This window comes from Enterococcus sp. DIV2371 (assembly GCF_050498525.1).
Classification (GTDB): Bacteria; Bacillota; Bacilli; order Lactobacillales; family Enterococcaceae; genus Enterococcus_B; species Enterococcus_B mangumiae.
Genome location: NZ_JBIPAJ010000001.1, coordinates 187682 through 206197 on the forward strand (window position 1 = coordinate 187682; position 18516 = coordinate 206197).

At 37.9% G+C, this 18516-nt stretch carries 14 protein-coding genes, 1 pseudogene and 1 riboswitch; of the genes and pseudogenes, 11 read left to right on the forward strand and 4 right to left on the reverse strand.

The window, feature by feature from the left end; all coding sequences use genetic code 11:
- Positions 1 to 92: 92 nt before the first annotated feature.
- A riboswitch (Lysine riboswitch) is annotated at positions 93 to 267 on the reverse strand.
- Between the two features lie 271 nt (positions 268 to 538).
- Positions 539 to 835: a hypothetical protein gene (locus IGL24_RS00930; protein ID WP_206854438.1), complete on the reverse strand. Its 297-nt coding sequence runs from the start codon at positions 833 to 835 to the stop codon at positions 539 to 541.
- Positions 836 to 1011: 176 nt separating this feature from the next.
- Between IGL24_RS00930 and IGL24_RS00935 the strand changes: the two genes are divergently transcribed.
- From IGL24_RS00935 to IGL24_RS00960, 6 genes are all read left to right on the forward strand, one after another.
- On the forward strand, positions 1012 to 1728 hold the full coding sequence (locus tag IGL24_RS00935) for an NAD-dependent protein deacylase (RefSeq protein WP_207114874.1): 717 nt from the start codon (positions 1012 to 1014) through the stop codon (positions 1726 to 1728).
- Entirely contained in the window at positions 1725 to 2561 is an 837-nt protein-coding gene (locus IGL24_RS00940; RefSeq protein ID WP_207114875.1) for a chorismate mutase, read from the forward strand. The genes IGL24_RS00935 and IGL24_RS00940 overlap by 4 nt, the downstream gene beginning before the upstream one ends.
- Before the next feature lie 4 nt (positions 2562 to 2565).
- Positions 2566 to 3093 carry a transcription repressor NadR gene (locus IGL24_RS00945; RefSeq protein WP_206854431.1) on the forward strand — a complete coding sequence of 176 codons (528 nt, stop codon included), beginning with the start codon at positions 2566 to 2568 and terminating at the stop codon, positions 3091 to 3093.
- A 151-nt stretch (positions 3094 to 3244) separates the two neighbouring features.
- Positions 3245 to 4684, forward strand: a complete 1440-nt coding sequence (locus IGL24_RS00950) for a hypothetical protein (RefSeq protein WP_207114876.1) — start codon at positions 3245 to 3247, stop codon at positions 4682 to 4684.
- A gap of 78 nt (positions 4685 to 4762) precedes the next feature.
- Complete coding sequence (locus IGL24_RS00955) at positions 4763 to 8224, forward strand: hypothetical protein (RefSeq protein WP_429968373.1); 3462 nt, start codon at positions 4763 to 4765, stop codon at positions 8222 to 8224.
- Positions 8225 to 8304: 80 nt separating this feature from the next.
- Entirely contained in the window at positions 8305 to 10146 is a 1842-nt protein-coding gene (locus tag IGL24_RS00960; protein ID WP_207114878.1) for a hypothetical protein, read from the forward strand.
- Between the two features lie 323 nt (positions 10147 to 10469).
- Here IGL24_RS00960 and def read toward each other — a convergent pair whose 3' ends face one another.
- Positions 10470 to 11033 (reverse strand): peptide deformylase, encoded by a 564-nt coding sequence (gene def, locus IGL24_RS00965; protein ID WP_206854423.1) that lies wholly within the window; start codon positions 11031 to 11033, stop codon positions 10470 to 10472.
- Between the two features lie 242 nt (positions 11034 to 11275).
- On the opposite strand from def, the gene rpsO reads away from it, so the two are divergent.
- The 4 genes from rpsO (at position 11276) to IGL24_RS00985 (ending at position 16362) form a co-directional block, all read left to right on the forward strand.
- Positions 11276 to 11545, forward strand: a complete 270-nt coding sequence (gene rpsO, locus IGL24_RS00970) for a 30S ribosomal protein S15 (RefSeq protein ID WP_010734375.1) — start codon at positions 11276 to 11278, stop codon at positions 11543 to 11545.
- Positions 11546 to 11723: 178 nt separating this feature from the next.
- Positions 11724 to 13835, forward strand: a complete 2112-nt coding sequence (pnp, locus tag IGL24_RS00975) for a polyribonucleotide nucleotidyltransferase (protein WP_206854420.1) — start codon at positions 11724 to 11726, stop codon at positions 13833 to 13835.
- A gap of 173 nt (positions 13836 to 14008) precedes the next feature.
- A complete protein-coding gene (locus IGL24_RS00980; RefSeq protein WP_206854416.1) occupies positions 14009 to 14266 on the forward strand; it encodes a GlsB/YeaQ/YmgE family stress response membrane protein in 258 nt (85 codons plus the stop codon).
- A gap of 98 nt (positions 14267 to 14364) precedes the next feature.
- Complete coding sequence (locus tag IGL24_RS00985; RefSeq protein WP_347564917.1) at positions 14365 to 16362, forward strand: KUP/HAK/KT family potassium transporter; 1998 nt, start codon at positions 14365 to 14367, stop codon at positions 16360 to 16362.
- Between the two features lie 148 nt (positions 16363 to 16510).
- Here the strand turns inward: IGL24_RS00985 and IGL24_RS00990 are convergent.
- Positions 16511 to 16588: pseudogene (locus IGL24_RS00990) on the reverse strand (putative holin-like toxin); the annotation flags it as partial.
- A gap of 197 nt (positions 16589 to 16785) precedes the next feature.
- Positions 16786 to 16926, reverse strand: a complete 141-nt coding sequence (gene pepG1 / locus IGL24_RS00995; RefSeq protein ID WP_207114881.1) for a type I toxin-antitoxin system toxin PepG1 — start codon at positions 16924 to 16926, stop codon at positions 16786 to 16788.
- A gap of 260 nt (positions 16927 to 17186) precedes the next feature.
- Here pepG1 and IGL24_RS01000 point away from each other — a divergent pair, with 260 nt between their 5' ends.
- The gene (locus IGL24_RS01000; protein ID WP_207699268.1) at positions 17187 to 18485 is read left to right on the forward strand and encodes a hemolysin family protein; all 1299 of its coding nucleotides are present in this window, start codon (positions 17187 to 17189) and stop codon (positions 18483 to 18485) included.
- Positions 18486 to 18516: the final 31 nt, after the last annotated feature.

Genomic DNA, 18516 nt, shown 5'->3' on the forward strand with positions numbered 1-18516 from the left:
ATGCATTGCAGTTGCTTATCAAGGAGAAATAAAAAACGACCGCTTTGTAGGTACAAAAGGGCCGCTAAATTTCACAGAGTGATAAACCTCTCACAAAACATAGCGCAACTTAGCATCACTGCTAAGACAGTCCGTAAGCTGTTAACTTACGTCCCAACATACTTTTTAAGCAAAAAAAAGCACATTTCGGCGATCCTCCCTAGCCCTGCTTCCACATGTTTGCTTCACTCCACAGGTTTAATGATTCTCGCGACCTCTACCTCATTGATTGAGGCATCTCGTATTCAGTTATTTATACAAAAAATAGTCTACGACAGAGTAGCGTCTTTGTCAATGAGAAACTACGTTTTTACAGAAAAAAGTTGATAAACAAAGAAATATTCTGTTTATTTAATTTTTTTCATGAAAAGAGAAAACTAGAATGTTTCGGAAAAAAGAATAATTATGCATTTTATGCAATTCTTGAAAGAGAGTAAAATAACGAAAAACAGACTGGCTCAACGCTCAGTCTGTTTACTGTTTTATTTGAAAGGAGCATTTAAGCAGCAGCTTTTTTAGGTTCACGACCTAGAATCGCTTGCAAAATAACGGTTACTCCATAAATAGCTAAAACAAGATAGATCAAGCTAGAATATTGTGTGATCCCCCAGCCCCATGTACGATATACCACTAACGTAATTGCTAGAACAATTGCTGCTAATACATTGAAAAAGGCAAATGCCCATAGATTTCCATTTTCTTTACGAGCGAAATAGAAGATAGAGAAATAAATACTTAATGCTAACCAAGCGATACATGCTAAAATAACGCCCCAATAAATCAAGAATGCGACCATATTGATTCACCTCGTTTCATACTCAAAATATACAGATCATTGGTATTGTAGCACGTTTTCATTGTTTTGTCAGTGATGTTTGTGAGTATTTTCTCAAAAAATATCTTTGGATTTTCATTCGATTAAGGGTACGATTTGTTTTATTTCGATTATAATAGAAGAGAGGTGAGGTACAAATGTTGGAACAAACAATTGAAGAAGCAGCAACAGCCATTATTGAAAGTCAAAAGCTGACTTTTCTAACTGGGGCAGGTGTGTCCACACCTTCAGGCATCCCCGATTACCGTTCGCTAACAGGTGTCTACCAAGGAATTGATCGTCCAGAATACTTATTGAGTCATCAAGCAATGGACGAAGAACCAGAGAAATTTTATTCGTTTCTCAAACATCTTTATCATCCCGAAGCTCAACCCAATATCATCCATCGAGAAATCGTCGAGTTGGGTAAAGAAAAAGAAGTATGGGTCGTTTCGCAAAATATCGATGGCCTGCATGAGAAAGCAGGAAGTAAAAAACTAGTTAATTTTCATGGGAATCTGTATCATTGTTATTGTCGAAACTGCCATCAAGCGGTTGATTGGCGTGATTATCTCATCAGTGACAAACACCAACGATGTGGTGGACAGATTCGACCAGATATTGTGTTATATGGGGAAGGGTTCCAAGATGAAGTATTGGATCAAGCCACTTTTGCCGTTAATCAAGCGGACTTGATCGTGATCATAGGAACAAGTTTTCAAGTCCATCCTTTTTGTGATTTGATCCAGTTTCGTGCGCCTCATGCGAAGCTGTTAGTAATCAATCAAACCCCTGTATATCTATCAGAGATGTATGGATTTGTCCAAACAGATGGAACGAAGGTATTCAAAAAAGTACAGGAGAGTGTAAGATGACAGCTAAAACAGAAAAAGAAAAAATGATTGCAGGCGAACTTTATTTTGCAGGTGATCCGGAATTGGCAGCAGATCGAAAGTTTGCTCGTAGTCAAAGTCAGATCATCAACCAAGCGGAAACAAGTGAACTTCGCAGCCAATTGCTGAAAGAAACATTTGGCGCTACCGGCGAGAAAATTTATATGGAGCCGACGATCAATTTTGATTATGGCTATAATATTTACGTAGGTGAGAATTTTTATGCGAACTTCAACTGTACATTTTTGGATGTCAGTACGATCAAAATTGGTGACAACTGCATGTTTGCCCCAAACGTTCAACTTTATACTGCCACGCATCCGTTGCATCCAGTGAAACGAAATAGCGGGTTAGAATTTGCGAAACCAATCGAGATCGGCAACAATGTTTGGTTAGGTGGTGGCGTGATCATCACACCGGGAGTGACTTTAGGAGACAATGTTGTTGTTGGCGCAGGAGCAGTCGTTACCAAATCTTTTCCAGATAATGTAGTCATTGCTGGAAATCCGGCACGGATCATCAAACGAATCGATGAGCCAATGCCTGAGGAGTCATTAGAGGAGTTAAGACAATCGATTGATCAAATCGACCACCAACTTGTAGAACTACTTGAAAAGAGAATGTCTGCGGTCACAAAGATCGCCGATGTGAAACAAGCGACGAATCAAGCAGTTTACGATGAAAAAAGAGAACAACAAGTACTGGATAAAGTTGCCAGTTGGTTAAAAACACCAGAATACAGTGAGACGATCTTAGCTACTTATGCAGATATCATGAAGCACTCACGAAACTATCAAAATAAACGAATGGAGTAGAGCGATGATTGAAGGAGAAACTCGCCGAAAAGAAATCATTGAAACACTAGCCAATGCAGATAAGCCTGTCAGTGCCAGTAAGTTTGCCACACGCTTTGGTGTCAGTCGACAAATCATCGTAGGCGATATTGCGTTATTACGAGCGGCAGGAGAAGGAATCGTGGCAACGGCCAGAGGGTATCTTCTGGAAGATGAACAAGATCAAGCAGGACTTATCAGTAAAATTGCGGTACAACACCAACGGGAACAAACAGAAGAAGAGCTGCAATTGATCGTGGCCCACGGTGGAGAAATCTTAGATGTCATCGTTGAGCATCCGCTATATGGCGAACTGACAGGAATGCTTCATATCAAGACGGAAGAAGATATTCGTTCATTTATGAAACGTTATCGGAAAAGTCAGGCTTCGTTATTGTCTGAATTAACAGATGGAATCCATTTGCATACAATACGTTATTCAAATGAGCAAGTATTGCAACAAATCAAACAAGGATTAGCAGAAGCGGGCATCTTGTTCGAAGAGAATCAATAATTTATTTTATGAGATTGAGATTGAAGTGTTTTTACTTCTGCCTCAATCTCATTTTTTCTTTATTTATAAAATAATTGATTGATGCGATGGCAAAATGTTAACTATACTGAACAGAAAAGCTACAAATACTTTTATTGAAAGAAGGGAAAAAATGCTTCAAGGAACAAGTCAAAAAATAATTCTTTGCTTTGGAGTAGATGAAAGTAATTTAGAACAACAGCTGGATGATAGAGAACTAAGGAAAAAAACAAATCCGTATGATCCATTAGTCTATACGGAAGAGCTGGTCGACCATCTGATCCAACAACCTTTTGAGAATTTCACTCTTCAATCTAAAGAGTTGATTGACCAAATAAAAGAAGTAAGCAACTATCCACTATGGGAAGATATCCAAGCCATCATGATTGATGATCCAAGGTTTCAGTTACACAGGATCTACTCGGAACAGTATCTTGAGGAGTATCAACAATACAAGGAAACGGAACAATTTGCCAATCATCCACTGAAGAATACATTGATGTATAGTTTACGAATGCAATTATTAAAAAACACAGAATTATTAATGATTGAAGTTGCGAAAAAGCGAAGTGATCTTGTCATCTGGATGCCTCTAGATTCTTATTGTGGAAATTTTTCAGCGACGATCGAAGGGAAGCAAAACGGGTATACAGATTTTACGTTACGCAGTTTATATCATGAAAAAGATAAGCTCAAAGCTTCAATTGTCTTTTGGGAGAATGGACAAATCGTCCCAGCTCCTTGGGAAAGGGGAAGAAATGCTAGATTATGGAGACGTTGTGTAGAGAATGATTGGAGAAAATCATCGAATATTTCCACTTCTGAAAGGAATCTTCTAATCTACGGCTTACGAGTAGCACGTATCCACTTTAACTATGAAGATCAGGTTTTACTGAAGCACTTCAACTATAAGGAGATAAATGATTTTAATATCGATAAGTATAATGATATTTTAATGGAGAGTATTTTTGAACAGTTAAAACATTGTCCTACAGAAAAAAGTAGAGAAGAATTTTTTAGTAATTGGATTTATTACATACCTGAAAAAGACCGCTATTTACCATTGTGGGAAACCTATTATCGCGTTACAAAGACGATTGAAAAATTCCAATTAAAAAATATTTTTAAAAAAGTCATTTCAGAAGACTATACTCAATTTGATTGTCCAGAGATCAGGCAACACTTCATAAAAAAAGGTTGCAAAATAGGGCTAGAACTTACTTTGTTGACTGGAAATATAACGATTATCTTTCTGCGAGATGAACTTTGTGACTTAAGAGTAGTCAAAAAAGTCTCCAGTATTACTGGAAGTGAACTCCGATACATGTATCGAAACTGGGAGCGATTCAAGCAGCAAGTCGTCTTTATCGAAAACAAAAAATTTGTCCCTCCTCCATGGGAAGATGATCCTAAATTATGGGCGACATATAAGCCTAAGTCGAGAAGTGCAACTCAAAAAGAAGCGTGTACGCCTAAGGATAAAAAAGATTTTAAGCAAATAAAAGGATATGCCCAGACAACTATTCGCTCGCAAAGTAAACAAAGAATCAGTGTAAAGGAGCATTGTCGCTGACTTAAAATCAAATCATACATATGCGTAGATACAATTGAAACAAACAGATGAAAAATAACGACTAATTGGAGGTCTCCTATGTTAAATCAAACACAGAATGAATCGGCGAATGATTTAAAAAAAAGAATAGAAATGCTAGCTTTGACATTATCTCTAAAAAACGATGATCAAGACTTTGGTCGTAATGGAGGATATCCGTTACTCTTTTCAACGTATATCCAAATGTTGAAGAATGATCAAGATGAATTTTTTACTGAAAAAGAAAACAAAGAAAAAATTATCCGATCATTGGAACGAAGCAAATCATTTTATCAACACGAAAAGCCAGAGCAGCTGCAAGAAGTATTTGAAAAGCTGGGTAATAATGATCCAACTGATTTTATACTTATTCCATCTAAATGTTACTTGGGAAATGAGGATGAAGCGGCCTATCATGCGATCGGCTTAGTCGTTTATAAAAAAAATGATGAGTTTATCGTGATGGGTGTGGACAAAGCCAATTTTTTTAATGATCATGACGTATATTATTTTAAGGTGCCTGCAACACAAATCAACGAACTAAGCCAGCTTTTTTTTATAGAGCGTAGCCAAGAATATCGACAAGCAGTTTCTGTATTGGAAGATCTTATGACTCTTTCAAATAGCGATATAACATCAATTCCAGGTATATCGATGAAAACACAATTGGTGGGTAATTGTACAGTAACAGAAATTGAAGCGACTTTACGGACAGTTCTGTTCAATTGTAGAAATGATATTTTTTCTCTTGGTGATAATCAAATAGTAAAACCGAAATGGCATCCGAAACGTCCAAAAACCACTTTAGAGATGCGTGAAAGATTTGCAACTGCTGTAAAGGGACCCAATCCGGAATGGAATCAACAGGTGGATCATGTTTTTGGCTATTATTTATGTCGAAAAACGCAAAATGGTGAATATCCTTTACCAGGTATCGATAGAAAGAAAACTTGGTGGTACCAAAGAATCCAATTTCTCTTTAAATATGATCCTTATATTGTAGAAATACAAAAAGGTAACATAAAACTTCCGCGTATGGATGAAGAGGAACTAAAACAAAATCTTAAAAAGAAAATTGATCCTTTAGGTAGTTTGCATGGCTATAAACTAAAAGAGCTCGAACTTGATTTATTGAGAGAAACAGTGGTTTCTAATCAGAGAACCATCGACATTCTCAATTCACGACTACCGTTCATTAAAATACCAGTAGCAAAAGAAATCGAGCAACGTAGAATTTCTGCTTGGGAAGTTAAAAATCAAGAAATCAGAGAGGAAATACAACGAAGAAAAGAGGTGGGGAAAGAAGATTCAGCGTCATTGATTACTATTCAGTCTTTAGCTAAAAAGGAGAAGCTTCCCCCAATTTTTCCTGAGAACTCAAGTTTGCAAAAAGTGGTTATTTTTGGGGAAGCTCAAGAAAAAGTACGATTAGTAGAAAAGCTGGATAGTCTAACGAATCGTGAAGCTTATTTTCCCTACGATCCTAAGATTTATACAGATGAATTATATAGTCTCTTAAAAAGTGTCTTTTTTAGGGAAAGTTTCATACAGTCACCTACAGTTATTTCTGAACTAAAAAATAAAATAAGGTTGCACAGTTTTTGGAGACCGTTCAGCCAGATACTAAGTTCAGAGGTAGGATTACGTTTGAAAGATCTATACTCATCAAAATGGGGTGAAGAATGGCAAAGTTATGAGCGGACAAAAAGTTTTGGAAATCAAATGCTAGTGGAATATATAGATAACGGTATCCAACTATCATTGAGCAATCGTGCAGAATCCATTTTCATTGCAATCTCAAAAATATATGAGGATTTTGAAATTTGGGTGCCATTGGATTCCCGTATTAAACAAATCGATCAGACAATCAATGGGGAACGAAATGATGTATTCGATATCAGCTTACGGGAGTTATATCATCAACGAAACCGAATCAAAGCGGAGCTTGTTTTTTTTGAAAATGGCCAAAGAGTTGCTCCACCTTGGGAACAAGAGCCAGAACGATGGAAGTCATGCCAGAAAGATCACATCGGCAAACTCAATAACATCAATCGTATTGAAAAAACAATACTTGTTTATGGGACGCCAGAAGCACGAGAGATGCTTGGCAACAATCAATTGCTCATAAAAAATGTTCAAGACAGAACAAAAGTTGAATTGAATATAGATAGATATAGCGAATTAGTTGTAGATACAATTTTTGAAAGAGTTAAAGGGGCAAGGGATAAGGAAGAATTTAAGTATTTTTTGGAGAACTGGTCAAGATTTGTCGCAAATAAAAACGATTTTCCATTATTGGAAAAATACGATCAAGCGTCACAAGCACAGGAAAAACTTCAGTTGAAAACAATTTTCGATCCCAATAATCTTGAGGAATATCAAAGGTATACAAAAGCCGAGATACGAGAGAAATTTGCAACTAAAGGGCGGAAAATAGGACTCGAAATGGCGGCTGCCACGTCAGATATGCTCATTTATTTCCCATTAGACTCTGTAAATATGTTTGACGTTGTACATAAAAAAGAAAATAGCACAGGCAGTGACCTTCGCTATCTTTATCGAAATTGGGATCGCTTTAAAGAAAAAGTGTTATTCACTAGAGACAATCGAGTAGTAAAGATTCCGTGGGAAGCGCAGCTAGGATTTTGGAAGAAATATGAAGAAAACTCAAGAATCAAGAAGTCCTTGATGAATGTAGAGGAGCCGGTAAATTCGATAGCAATTCAATCTGTCAAGAAAGTGCCAAGTGACGACCTTGAGGAACCGAAGCGCGTAGTTACGAAACAAGATACGCTAGAGTCCCAAAGAATAAATGAAGTTTCACATGTGAAGAGTCAAACTGTTATAAGGAAGCAGAAGATAGCTGTAGAAGTACTGAAAAATCAACGTGAAGTGTCGAAAACAGTTCATCGAGCATTCACTGTCATAGATAAGGGCGAGCCGCAAAAAGCGAGGGTATTAGTAAAAGATGACCAGGTAGTAGTAACCTCAGTGAATTCGAATGAAAAATCAAATGACATCAATAGTACAAAAAATCCTTTAGCTGAGGAGAAAATCATCAAAAATAAGAAAGAGCACCTCCAACCATTCACGGAGAGACTTAAGTCATTTGAGAATTTAAGCGTTTCATTTGAAATAAATACACCTCAAACACTAGGGGGGAAGAAAATAAATCATCCCCCAAAAACAATCAGTGTACTACTTGAACATGCTACAAATCAATCAATTGAACGAAGACAAACGTATCAACTCAGGAGTACAGAACTAAATGATCACATAGTGAAAACCAGTGATGAAGTTAAAAAGAAGACCAGTTGTTTTAGTGATATTCTATCACGTATCAAGCGTCCGTTTAAAAAAAGAACAGATATGGCTACAAAAAATATAATCAGTGAAAAAACACATGAAAGAAAATTTAGAATGGCCACATTATTAAATTGTTTTCGACCAACTAAACATGGAAAGAAACCTGAATTTCAACAAGCAACAAAATATCCGCACAAGACAATGGTGGAACGTTGATTAACCGAAACTTTATCCTCGTTTAAGATGAAAAAAGCGAGGATAAAGTAATGCGATCAAACAAAAATTTGGAGGACGAGATGTCAGATAAAACGATGAATGAAAACAGCAATGATTTTAAAGAAAGAGTAGAGATGCTTGCAGAAGCTTTGTCATTGAAAGGAAGCGAAACTGATTTTAATATAGGGGATAATCGTTTGTTGTTCTCAACTTATATAAAAATGATCGAAAGTGATCAAGACGAATTTTTTATAGAAAAAGATCACAAACATAAAATCATCAATTCCTTAAAAAATACACTTTCCGTTTATGATTCTCAAGAAAGTGAAAGTATAAAAAATATGTTTGAAAAGCTGAAGAATAATGATCCGACAGATTTTGTGCTCGTTCCAGTATTTTTCTTTCCTGGGGACTATAGGAAAGAGCTCGCTCATGTTTGCGGGTTTACAGTATATAAAAAAGATGAACAGTTTATCGTTCTAAAGGTGGATAAGCAGCGCTTATTTGATGGATACACTGCTTCATATTTTGAAATTCCTGCAAACAATAGTAAGGAGTTAGGCGAATTATTCTTTCAGGAACGTGATAGCTGGCAGAAGGCGCCATATTACATATTCAATGAACTTGCGAAACTTTCAACTAGCAATAAAACGATCCCCATACCAGCTATAGAAATGAAAGAGCAAACGACGACTAATTGTGGAGTCAATGAAATCGAAGCTTCGTTAAAAACAATACTATTTAATTGCCGAACGGATATTTTTTCTTTAGATAAAGATACCCCAGTAACACCTACTTGGAAACCAAAGTATCGGGAAGCGATGACAGAAATGCGTCGCCGATTTCTCGATGCTTTGAAAGGAAAGAATATCGAACAAAATAAAAACTTGGATCATATTTTTCATTTTTATCTATACCGTAAAGGGAAACTGGTTGAAAAGCCTGGATTTGATGCTGCTTTGAGCAGTTCTAATTGGTATTGGAGAATACGCAATCTCTATTCTGAGGATCCATATATTCCGATAATGCTTGATAATAATGGAGGTATCCCGTCTACATATGATAAATTTTTGCTAGAGAAAAATAGTAAGATTATAGAACCACCAGGTGCATGGGGAGGACAAGGAATCCAAACGTTTGATCTATTTGATTTGGAAGGTTCCAAAGCATATTTGACTCGTAAAATACAAATATATAAAGAGCGACTACCTCACATAAACATTCCAATAGCAAAAGAAATGATAGAGCATGTTGCCACTAAACTTGAAGAAAAAAAACAAGAAATAGAAGTAGAACTACATAAACGTTCAGAAATCGAATTAATGAAGAAAAATGAGAAAGAAAAACAGACAGTAGGCACTGTTGAAAAAGCGAAAAAAGTGGATACAGAAAAAAATTCCGATACAGTAACAAAGGAGACAAAGAATGAAAGGACTGAAGAAAAAAGGTCTAGTCTCAAATCTGTAAGGGAACATGCAGTTATACATGCTCAAAGACTCACAACAATCAATAGGGAAAAAATGAAACAAACTAAACAGCCATCTGATCAAATGAAAAATAGGGTAACGGAAACCCAACAGAATATGTTGTGGGAGGATGCTAAAAATCGTACAACAATCAAGCCGAATAAAATGAAACAATCTGAACAAGTGAAAGTTAACGTAACGGAAAAGACAGAAAGTGTGTCGTGGGAAGAGTCTAAGAAGAAAAATATAGCTAGTTGTTTTGCTTTTTTACGTTCATTGAACCCCTTTGCTAAAAAAGCCGAATATTCATACTTGAAATTGGGGATTCCAGAGCAAGAAAGTGCCAAAAAAGTAAAATTTTCAACATTGTTCCAACGTTTTCAGACAAATAAAAAGAAACCAGATCCGACAAGTCATCGCATCTCTAGACAGCAGCCGATGAATATTTCTAGATAGTAACATCTCCACTAGTTTTGATTTGAGTCAAAGAGGGGATAAAAAGAGAAAGCTTACAAAAAATAGCAACAAGACATGCGAAGTATAAAATCAGGAATGGTCCCAACAGAAGAAATAAACTAAGAGACGTCGATCGACGAGGGAAAGGTAGAACTATCATTGGACCAGTCGGTAAACAAACAGTTACCGTTAGTTTGAATATTCCAATGTATCAATCAAAAAATAAGTAGAAACGAGTTGCCAAAATAGGTGATGACAGAAAAATAAACAGAGAAAAGCAGGTAGAACTGCCAATCTCTGTTTATTTTTGATAGTATCCTTTACTACTCGATCACCAATACGCCTTCTTTTAAAGAGAATGGATTTTGAGCGTTGATATGGTCGTAGAACATCACACCATTGATATGGTCGATTTCATGTTGAACCACGATTGATTCATAATTCTTTAAACGAATTTTTTGTTTTTCCCCATTCTTGTCATAATACGAAAGCGTGATTTTTGCGTGGCGTACCACATAACCAGGTACTTCACGATCGACTGACAAGCAGCCTTCCCCTTCGCCTAAGCAAGCATTCTGGACAGAATGACTCAAAATTTTTGGATTATACATGACTGTACTCAAAGTTGGTTCAGTGATTTCTGGATCTGGATTTGGTACGTGGACGGCAATGATCCGTTTTGAAATATCAAGCTGAGGCGCAGCTAGGCCAACCCCGCCACGTAAATTCAATTCTTCTGCTTTGATTGGATCTTGACTATTTTTAAGAAACTCCAACATTTCTTCTCCTAATAAGAGATCTTCCTCGCTAAGTGGAAGAGCGACTTCTTGTGCGACTTCACGTAATGTTGGATTGCCTTCTCGAATGATATCATCCATTGTGATCATGGAATATGTACCCCTTTCTTGTTAAACACTCTCTTTTCGGTTAATAGTTTACCATAAATTAAAAAAAGTAGTAGTCTGATTGTTCGCTTAGATAGATTTTCTTAAGGATTCTGCACTTGATTTATTAGGAAGTTTCAGGTAAAGTATAGCTGTATGTTTAAAGCATATGTCCTGTTACTTGGTTAAGCGAATCACCAACGTTTTACTCAGTCACAGGGGAATAATTAAACGAGGTGAAAGAAATGGCAATTTCAAAAGAACGCAAAAACGAAATCATCAAAGATTACGCACGTCATGAAGGAGATACTGGTTCTCCAGAAGTACAAATCGCTGTATTAACTGAAGAAATCAACCACTTGAACGAACATGCACGTGTTCACAAAAAAGATCATCATTCATACCGTGGTTTGATGAAAAAAGTTGGTCATCGTCGTAACTTGTTAGCTTACTTACGTAAAACTGACGTTCAACGTTACCGTGAATTGATCCAACGTCTAGGCTTACGCCGTTAATTTTTAACAGAAAGTGGGGTTCACGTGAATCTCACTTTTTTTACTTTAAACTATCAAACATTTCTGTGAATCAGCTCGATGGACTCCTACTAACCAAATGAAAGGTGCAAAAGCTCACTTTCGCGGTTTTCATTTGTTTAGTAGCGTCTGGCTTTCACGAGAAGGAAAAGGAGTATTTATGTCAGAAAAACAAGTTTTCAAAACGACATGGGGCGGACGTCCCTTAGAGATCGAAGTTGGTCAATTGGCCAAACAAGCAAATGGAGCAGTATTAGTACGTTATGGTGATACCGTTGTATTAAGTGCGGCAGTTGCCTCAAAAGAAGCGAAAGATACAGATTTCTTCCCATTAACAATCAACTACGAAGAAAAAATGTATGCAGCCGGTAAGATCCCAGGTGGATTTATCAAACGTGAAGGTCGTCCAAGTACGGAAGCGACATTGACAGCTCGTTTGATCGACCGTCCGATTCGTCCAATGTTTGCGGAAGGTTTCCGTAATGAAGTACAAGTCACAAATATCGTGATGAGTGTAGAAACAGATTGTTCACCAGCAATGGCAGCGATGTTAGGCTCTTCACTTGCTTTATCCATTTCAGATATCCCATTTGATGGACCGATCGCAGGTGTTGAAGTGGGTCGTGTCAATGGTGAATATGTCTTGAATCCAACAGTTGAACAGGCAGAAGCAACTGATATCGAGTTGAGCGTAGCTGGTACAAAGCAAGCAATCAACATGGTAGAAAGTGGCGCGAAAGAAGTATCTGAAGAAGATATGTTAGGCGCATTACTATTCGGATTCGAAGCAATCAAAGAACTAGTCGCATTCCAAGAAGAAATCGTCCAAGCAATCGGTAAAGAAAAAATGGAAGTTTCTTTATTACAAGTTGATGCAGAGTTGAAAAAAGAAATTTTTGATGCTTCTTACAGCACAATGAAAGAAGCAGTCATGACGGAAGAAAAATTAGCTCGTGAAGACAATATCGATCAAGTGAAACATGATATTCGTGAAGCTTATGCAGAGAAATTTGCTGGTCATGAAGACGAAGCGCAATTAACAAAAGAAGTCAAACAAATTACAGAAGATCTTGAAAAAGATGTTGTTCGTGAATTGATCACGATCGATAAAATCCGTCCTGATGGTCGTAAATTAGACGAAATCCGTCCGTTAGCTTCAGAAGTTGGCTTATTGCCACGTGTTCACGGTTCAGGATTATTTACTCGCGGACAAACACAAGCACTTTCAGCTTGTACATTAGCGCCTTTAGGAGAACATCAAATCATTGATGGACTAGGTGTGGAAGTCAGCAAACGATTCATCCACCACTATAACTTCCCTCAATTTTCTGTTGGTTCAACTGGTCGCGCTGGATCTCCAGGACGTCGTGAAATCGGTCATGGTGCATTAGGCGAGCGTGCCTTAGCACAAGTGATCCCTTCAGATGAGGAGTTTCCTTACACGATCCGTCTAGTGGCAGAAGTACTTGAATCAAATGGTTCATCTTCTCAAGCAAGTATCTGTGCAGGTACATTAGCCTTGATGGATGCAGGTGTACCGATCAAAGCACCTGTTGCTGGGATTGCTATGGGATTGGTTTCTGATGGTGAAAACTATACGATCTTAACAGATATCCAAGGACTAGAAGACCATTTAGGCGACATGGACTTCAAAGTTGCCGGAACGAAAGATGGAATCACAGCATTACAAATGGATATCAAGATCCAAGGAATCACGGAACAAATCTTGACAGAAGCATTAGCGCAAGCAAAACAAGCGCGTATGGAAATCTTAGAAGAATTGACTTCAACGATTGCTGCACCACGTGAAGAGCTTAGCCAATATGCACCGAAAATCGAAATGATCCAAATCGATCCTGCAAAAATCAAAGATGTCATTGGTAAAGGTGGCGACACGATCAATGGAATCATTGATGAAACTGGCGTGAAGATCGATATCGATCAAGACGGTAAAGTAAGTATTGCTTCTTCTGACAAAGAAATGATCCAAAAAGCAATCAAGATCATCGAAGACTTGACGAAAGAAGTCAAAGTTGGCGAAGTTTACTTGGGTAAAGTTGTTCGTATCGAAAAATTCGGTGCGTTTGTCAACTTGATCAAAGGCAAAGACGGTTTAGTCCATATCTCTCAATTAGCTAACGAACGCGTGAACAACGTAGAAGACGTAGTGAAGCTAGGCGATGAAGTACTTGTAAAAGTGACAGAGATCGACAAACAAGGCCGTGTGAACCTTTCAAGAAAAGCAATGTTGAACGAAGAAGAAAAGAAGTAATCCCAACAGGTTAAGATAAAAGTTTTTTAATAAGCGTACTGCTACGAAAATAGTATTTTGTATTTTCAAAAGTAGTGCGCTTATTTTTTATAATTGATACAGGAGTAACAAGGGTCTATTTATATTTTCTTGAAAAACACTGAGTTATTTAAAGTGGAAAAGGAGGAATGAAAATGATCCATTTTTTATTTTCATTGATTGTCGGTGGAGTATTGGGATTCATCGCTGGCGCTGTTCTTAATGAAGATGTGCCAGGTGGTGTTTCTGGGAATGTCATCATTGGTTTCTTAGGGAGTTGGTTAGGAGAATTTGTCCTTGGCGAACTAGGACCAGCTATCAGTGGTTTTTATCTTATTCCTTCATTGATTGGAGCACTCGTTTGTTTAGGTCTCTACTCTTTCATGGCTGATTATTTAAGGCGGCATCGTTGACTGGGTTATTTTTATCGAATTTATTGACACCAAGGTTGATTCCTTGGATAATGAGGTGGAATTTAGGATACACACGATGGAAGAAATGAGGGGGAAAAGTGACAACAAAGCACAACACCAAAAAAATCTCGATGGCCGGATTATTAGTCGCCATGGGGGTTGTTTATGGAGATATCGGTACAAGCCCACTTTATGTAATGAAAGCAATCGTCGAGGATAATGGCGGCTTGCGAGGGATCAATCCGGATTTTGTCATCGGAGCAGTCTCATTGATTTTTTGGACATTGACATTATTAACGACAATCAAATATGTCGTAATCGCGTTAAATGCAGATAATCATGGAGAAGGTGGTATCTTCTCTTTATATACCTTGGTCAGAAAAGGTGGGAAATATCTAATCATACCGGCGATGATCGGTGGTGCAGCACTGTTAGCAGATGGAGTATTGACACCAGCTGTAACGGTTACGACTGCGATCGAAGGTTTGCGAGGGATCCCAGTGTTCTTTGATCGATTCGGGAATGACCAGAACATTATTGTCATCATTACTTTAGCGATTATTTTTGTTTTGTTCATGGTCCAACGTTTTGGTACAGAAGTGGTGGGTAAGGCATTTGGACCTATTATGTTTTTATGGTTCACATTTTTAGGCGCGATGGGCTTATTCAATTTCAGCCAAGACTGGACAGTGATCCGTGCCTTGAATCCTTATTATGCGATCCAGTTGCTATTTAGCCCTGACAGCAAGCTAGGTTTATTCATCTTAGGGAATATCTTTTTGGCAACTACTGGGGCAGAAGCGCTTTATTCTGACTTAGGACATGTCGGAAAACGAAATATTCATTTGAGTTGGCCGTATATCAAAGTCTGCTTAGTATTGAATTATTTTGGACAAGCAGCATGGCTGATCAATGTATATCAAAATCCTGAAACACAAGCAATCGAGAATTTAAATCCATTTTTCCAAATGATGCCAGCAAGTTTTACAGTGATAGGCGTCGGCTTTGCAACGGTTGCCGCAGTCATTGCTTCGCAAGCTTTGATTACAGGTTCATTTACGTTAGTATCTGAAGCAATCAAACTAAAATTATTACCTCGATTGAAAATCATGTATCCTGGAAGCAGTATTGGACAAATGTATATTCCCGCAGTGAATTTGATTTTATGGATTGCTTGTTCACTCGTTGTCGTCACTTTTAGAACCTCGCATCATATGGAAGCTGCTTATGGACTGTCCATTACCGTGACGATGTTGATGACGACTGCATTGCTTTATTTCTACCTGCTTCAAAGTGGGTATTCAAAATGGTTGGCGCATACGATCACCTTTTTCTTTGGTGTGATCGAAGTTGTCTTCTTTATTTCCAGCGTCGTGAAATTTTTCCACGGTGGTTTTGTGGCTGTTTTGATCGCTTTAGCTATTCTGGCAGTGATGTTTATTTGGGAACAAGGGAATATCATTCGTGAATCGGTCGCAGAAGAAGTGGAATTAAAAGAGTACATTCCACAGCTTAGAGAATTGAAAGACGATAAGACGTTACCAATGTATCAAACAAACGTGGTCTTCTTAGTGCCGGATATGGCAGATGGGAAGGTCGGTCGTCAGTTTGTGTATTCCATTTTAGACAAACGGCCAAAGCGGGCGAAGGCTTATTGGTTTGTACATGTAGAAGTAACTGATGAACCCTATACGAAAGAGTATCAAGTGGATATGATGGGAACTGACTTTGTTGTTCAAGTGAATCTGTTCTTAGGCTTCCGTGTTCAACAAGAAATCAATGTCTACGTTCGCCAAATCATCCACGATTTAATGAAACAAGGACGTTTACCAAAACAACCACAGACGTATTCATTGACTCCAGGAAGAGAAGTTGGCGATTTCCAATTCATCTTGATCGACGAAGTGGTTTCAAATGTAACGACTCTTGGAAAATGGGAACGCCAAATCATGCAAGCCAAACTTGCCATCAAGAAAATCGCTACGACACCAGAAACTTGGTTTGGTTTAGAGTACAGTGAAGTCAAACATGAAACAGTACCATTGCTGATTGGTGGGACTAGAAAAACATGGTTGAAAGAACGAAAAAATAAATAGATAAAGAGTTAGATTGTACTCTACTTATACTAGTACTGAGAAGAGGAGTTGCGACAATAACTCCTCTTTGACAGCGCTGTTTAAAAGAACAGTGGTATAAATCTAAATATCTCTAAAAAGAAGTAGCCAGTCCCTGTTAAAGTGACGGCTATTTCTTTTTGTCGTCTCTAAGCAATGCTACCACCAACGTGATCAGGGCAATGGTAAACATACCAAAGCTGAGCATCAATTTAGACTGAATGCCCAACTGACAGAGGATCTTCCCTAGAACTTCATCTAGTAAGCATGTCGATAGTATGCTATACTAAACGTGAAAAGAGGAGTTGCGCTAACAACTCCCCTTTGACAGCGCTGTTTAAAGAACAGTGGTATAAATCTAAATATCTCTAAAAAGAAATAGCTAGTCCCCTGCTAAAGTGACGGCTATTTCTTTTTGTCGTTAAGCAATGCTACAACCAACGTGATCAGAGCGATGGTAAACATACCAAAGCTGAGCATCAATTGGACTGTATCGAGTGCCGACAAAAGGCGTCTCCTTTCGTAAGATTTAGAAAGTATGTGCATACGCACCACCTCGCTTTCGAAGGATAGCCACCGTCATTAAACTGTACTGTCACGTAATAGCATAGCACATGCGCACATTTTAAACCTTAATTTATAAATTTTCTTGTTATTGAATAGCTATTGAATGCTAATGACACAAGTGAATAAATCCTCCCATTATTTAGAGTGATCTAGTGGAAGAAGCAGAAATCAAAAGCCTCCTAGTTATACTCTTTTTACGAAAAGTTGTACAATTGAAATGGAAAAGTGAGGCGAAATCAATGGTACTAAATTTTGTAATATTATTTTTGATGATAGCAATCACTGCTTTTTTTGTTGCGAGTGAATTTGCTTTAGTAAAAATCAGACGTTCCCGCTTGGAGCAATTAGAAAAAGACGGTGTGAAGAACGCCAAACTAGCGTTACATGTGACCCATCATTTAGATGACTATTTATCTGCAAGTCAGTTAGGCATTACTTTGACTGGTTTGATCATTGGGTGGGTTGGTGAAGGTTCTGTGGCAGCGTTGTTAGAACCTTGGATCGGTCAACTTCCGATTGGTAGGGGAATCAGTGCAACGATCTCTGTTGCATTAGGTTTTATTCTTGTCACGTATGTCGACGTTGTCGTTGGTGAACTTTTGCCGAAAAGTTATAGTATCGTCAATACCGAACAAGTTGTTTTGTTTGTGGTTAGACCTTTACATTATTTTTATCTTGCGATGTTTCCTTTCATCTGGGTATTGAATCATTCGGCAGCAGGTTTAGGTAAACTGCTAGGAGTGAAGTTAGTATCGGAAGGAGAAGAAACACTTTCCCAAGAAGAACTAACGTTAGTTGCGCTCAATTCTTACGAGCAAGGTGAATTGACAAAAGATGAATACCAGTACTTAGAAAATGTCTTTGAGTTTGATGATACGTTGGCAAAAGACATCCAAGTGGATCGTACCTCTATGCAGGTTTTTGAGGTTTCGGATACAGTGGAACAAGCAATCAAAGAATCGATTGAACGAGGACACACGCGATACCCTGTCATCTTAGGCTCTAAAGATAATGTGTTAGGATACGTCACTTTGCCCGCTTTGATCAAACAATCGTTAGAAGATGACCAGATCACAGTCGAGTCATTGATTGAAGAGCCAATCGTGACAGCAGAAACGATCCCAATCAAAAAATTACTGACGATCATGCGAAGAAGAGGAAAGCATATAGCAATCTTAAAGGATGAATATGGCGGAACAAGTGGACTTGTCACGATCGAAGATATTTTAGAAGAAATCGTCGGTGAAATTCGAGACGAAACAGACGTTGATCAAGCGTTGATTGCAAAACAAGAAGATGGTAGTTATATTGTTTCAGGAAAATTGACCCTCGATGATTTTGAGCGTTACTTCAACCAGGATGTTCCGGAATTTGAAGAGACCAATTTTATTACTCTTGCGGGTTTTATGTCTAGCTATCAAAAAGAAATCGAGCCGGGTACAGTGATTACGATCGGACAATTCCAATTCACTGTTTTGGAGTATAATCATGCACATATTGACTATTTCAGTTTGGTGATTTTACCAACGAATCCATAGAAAAAAAGTGTTCTTCCTGATTATAGGAGGA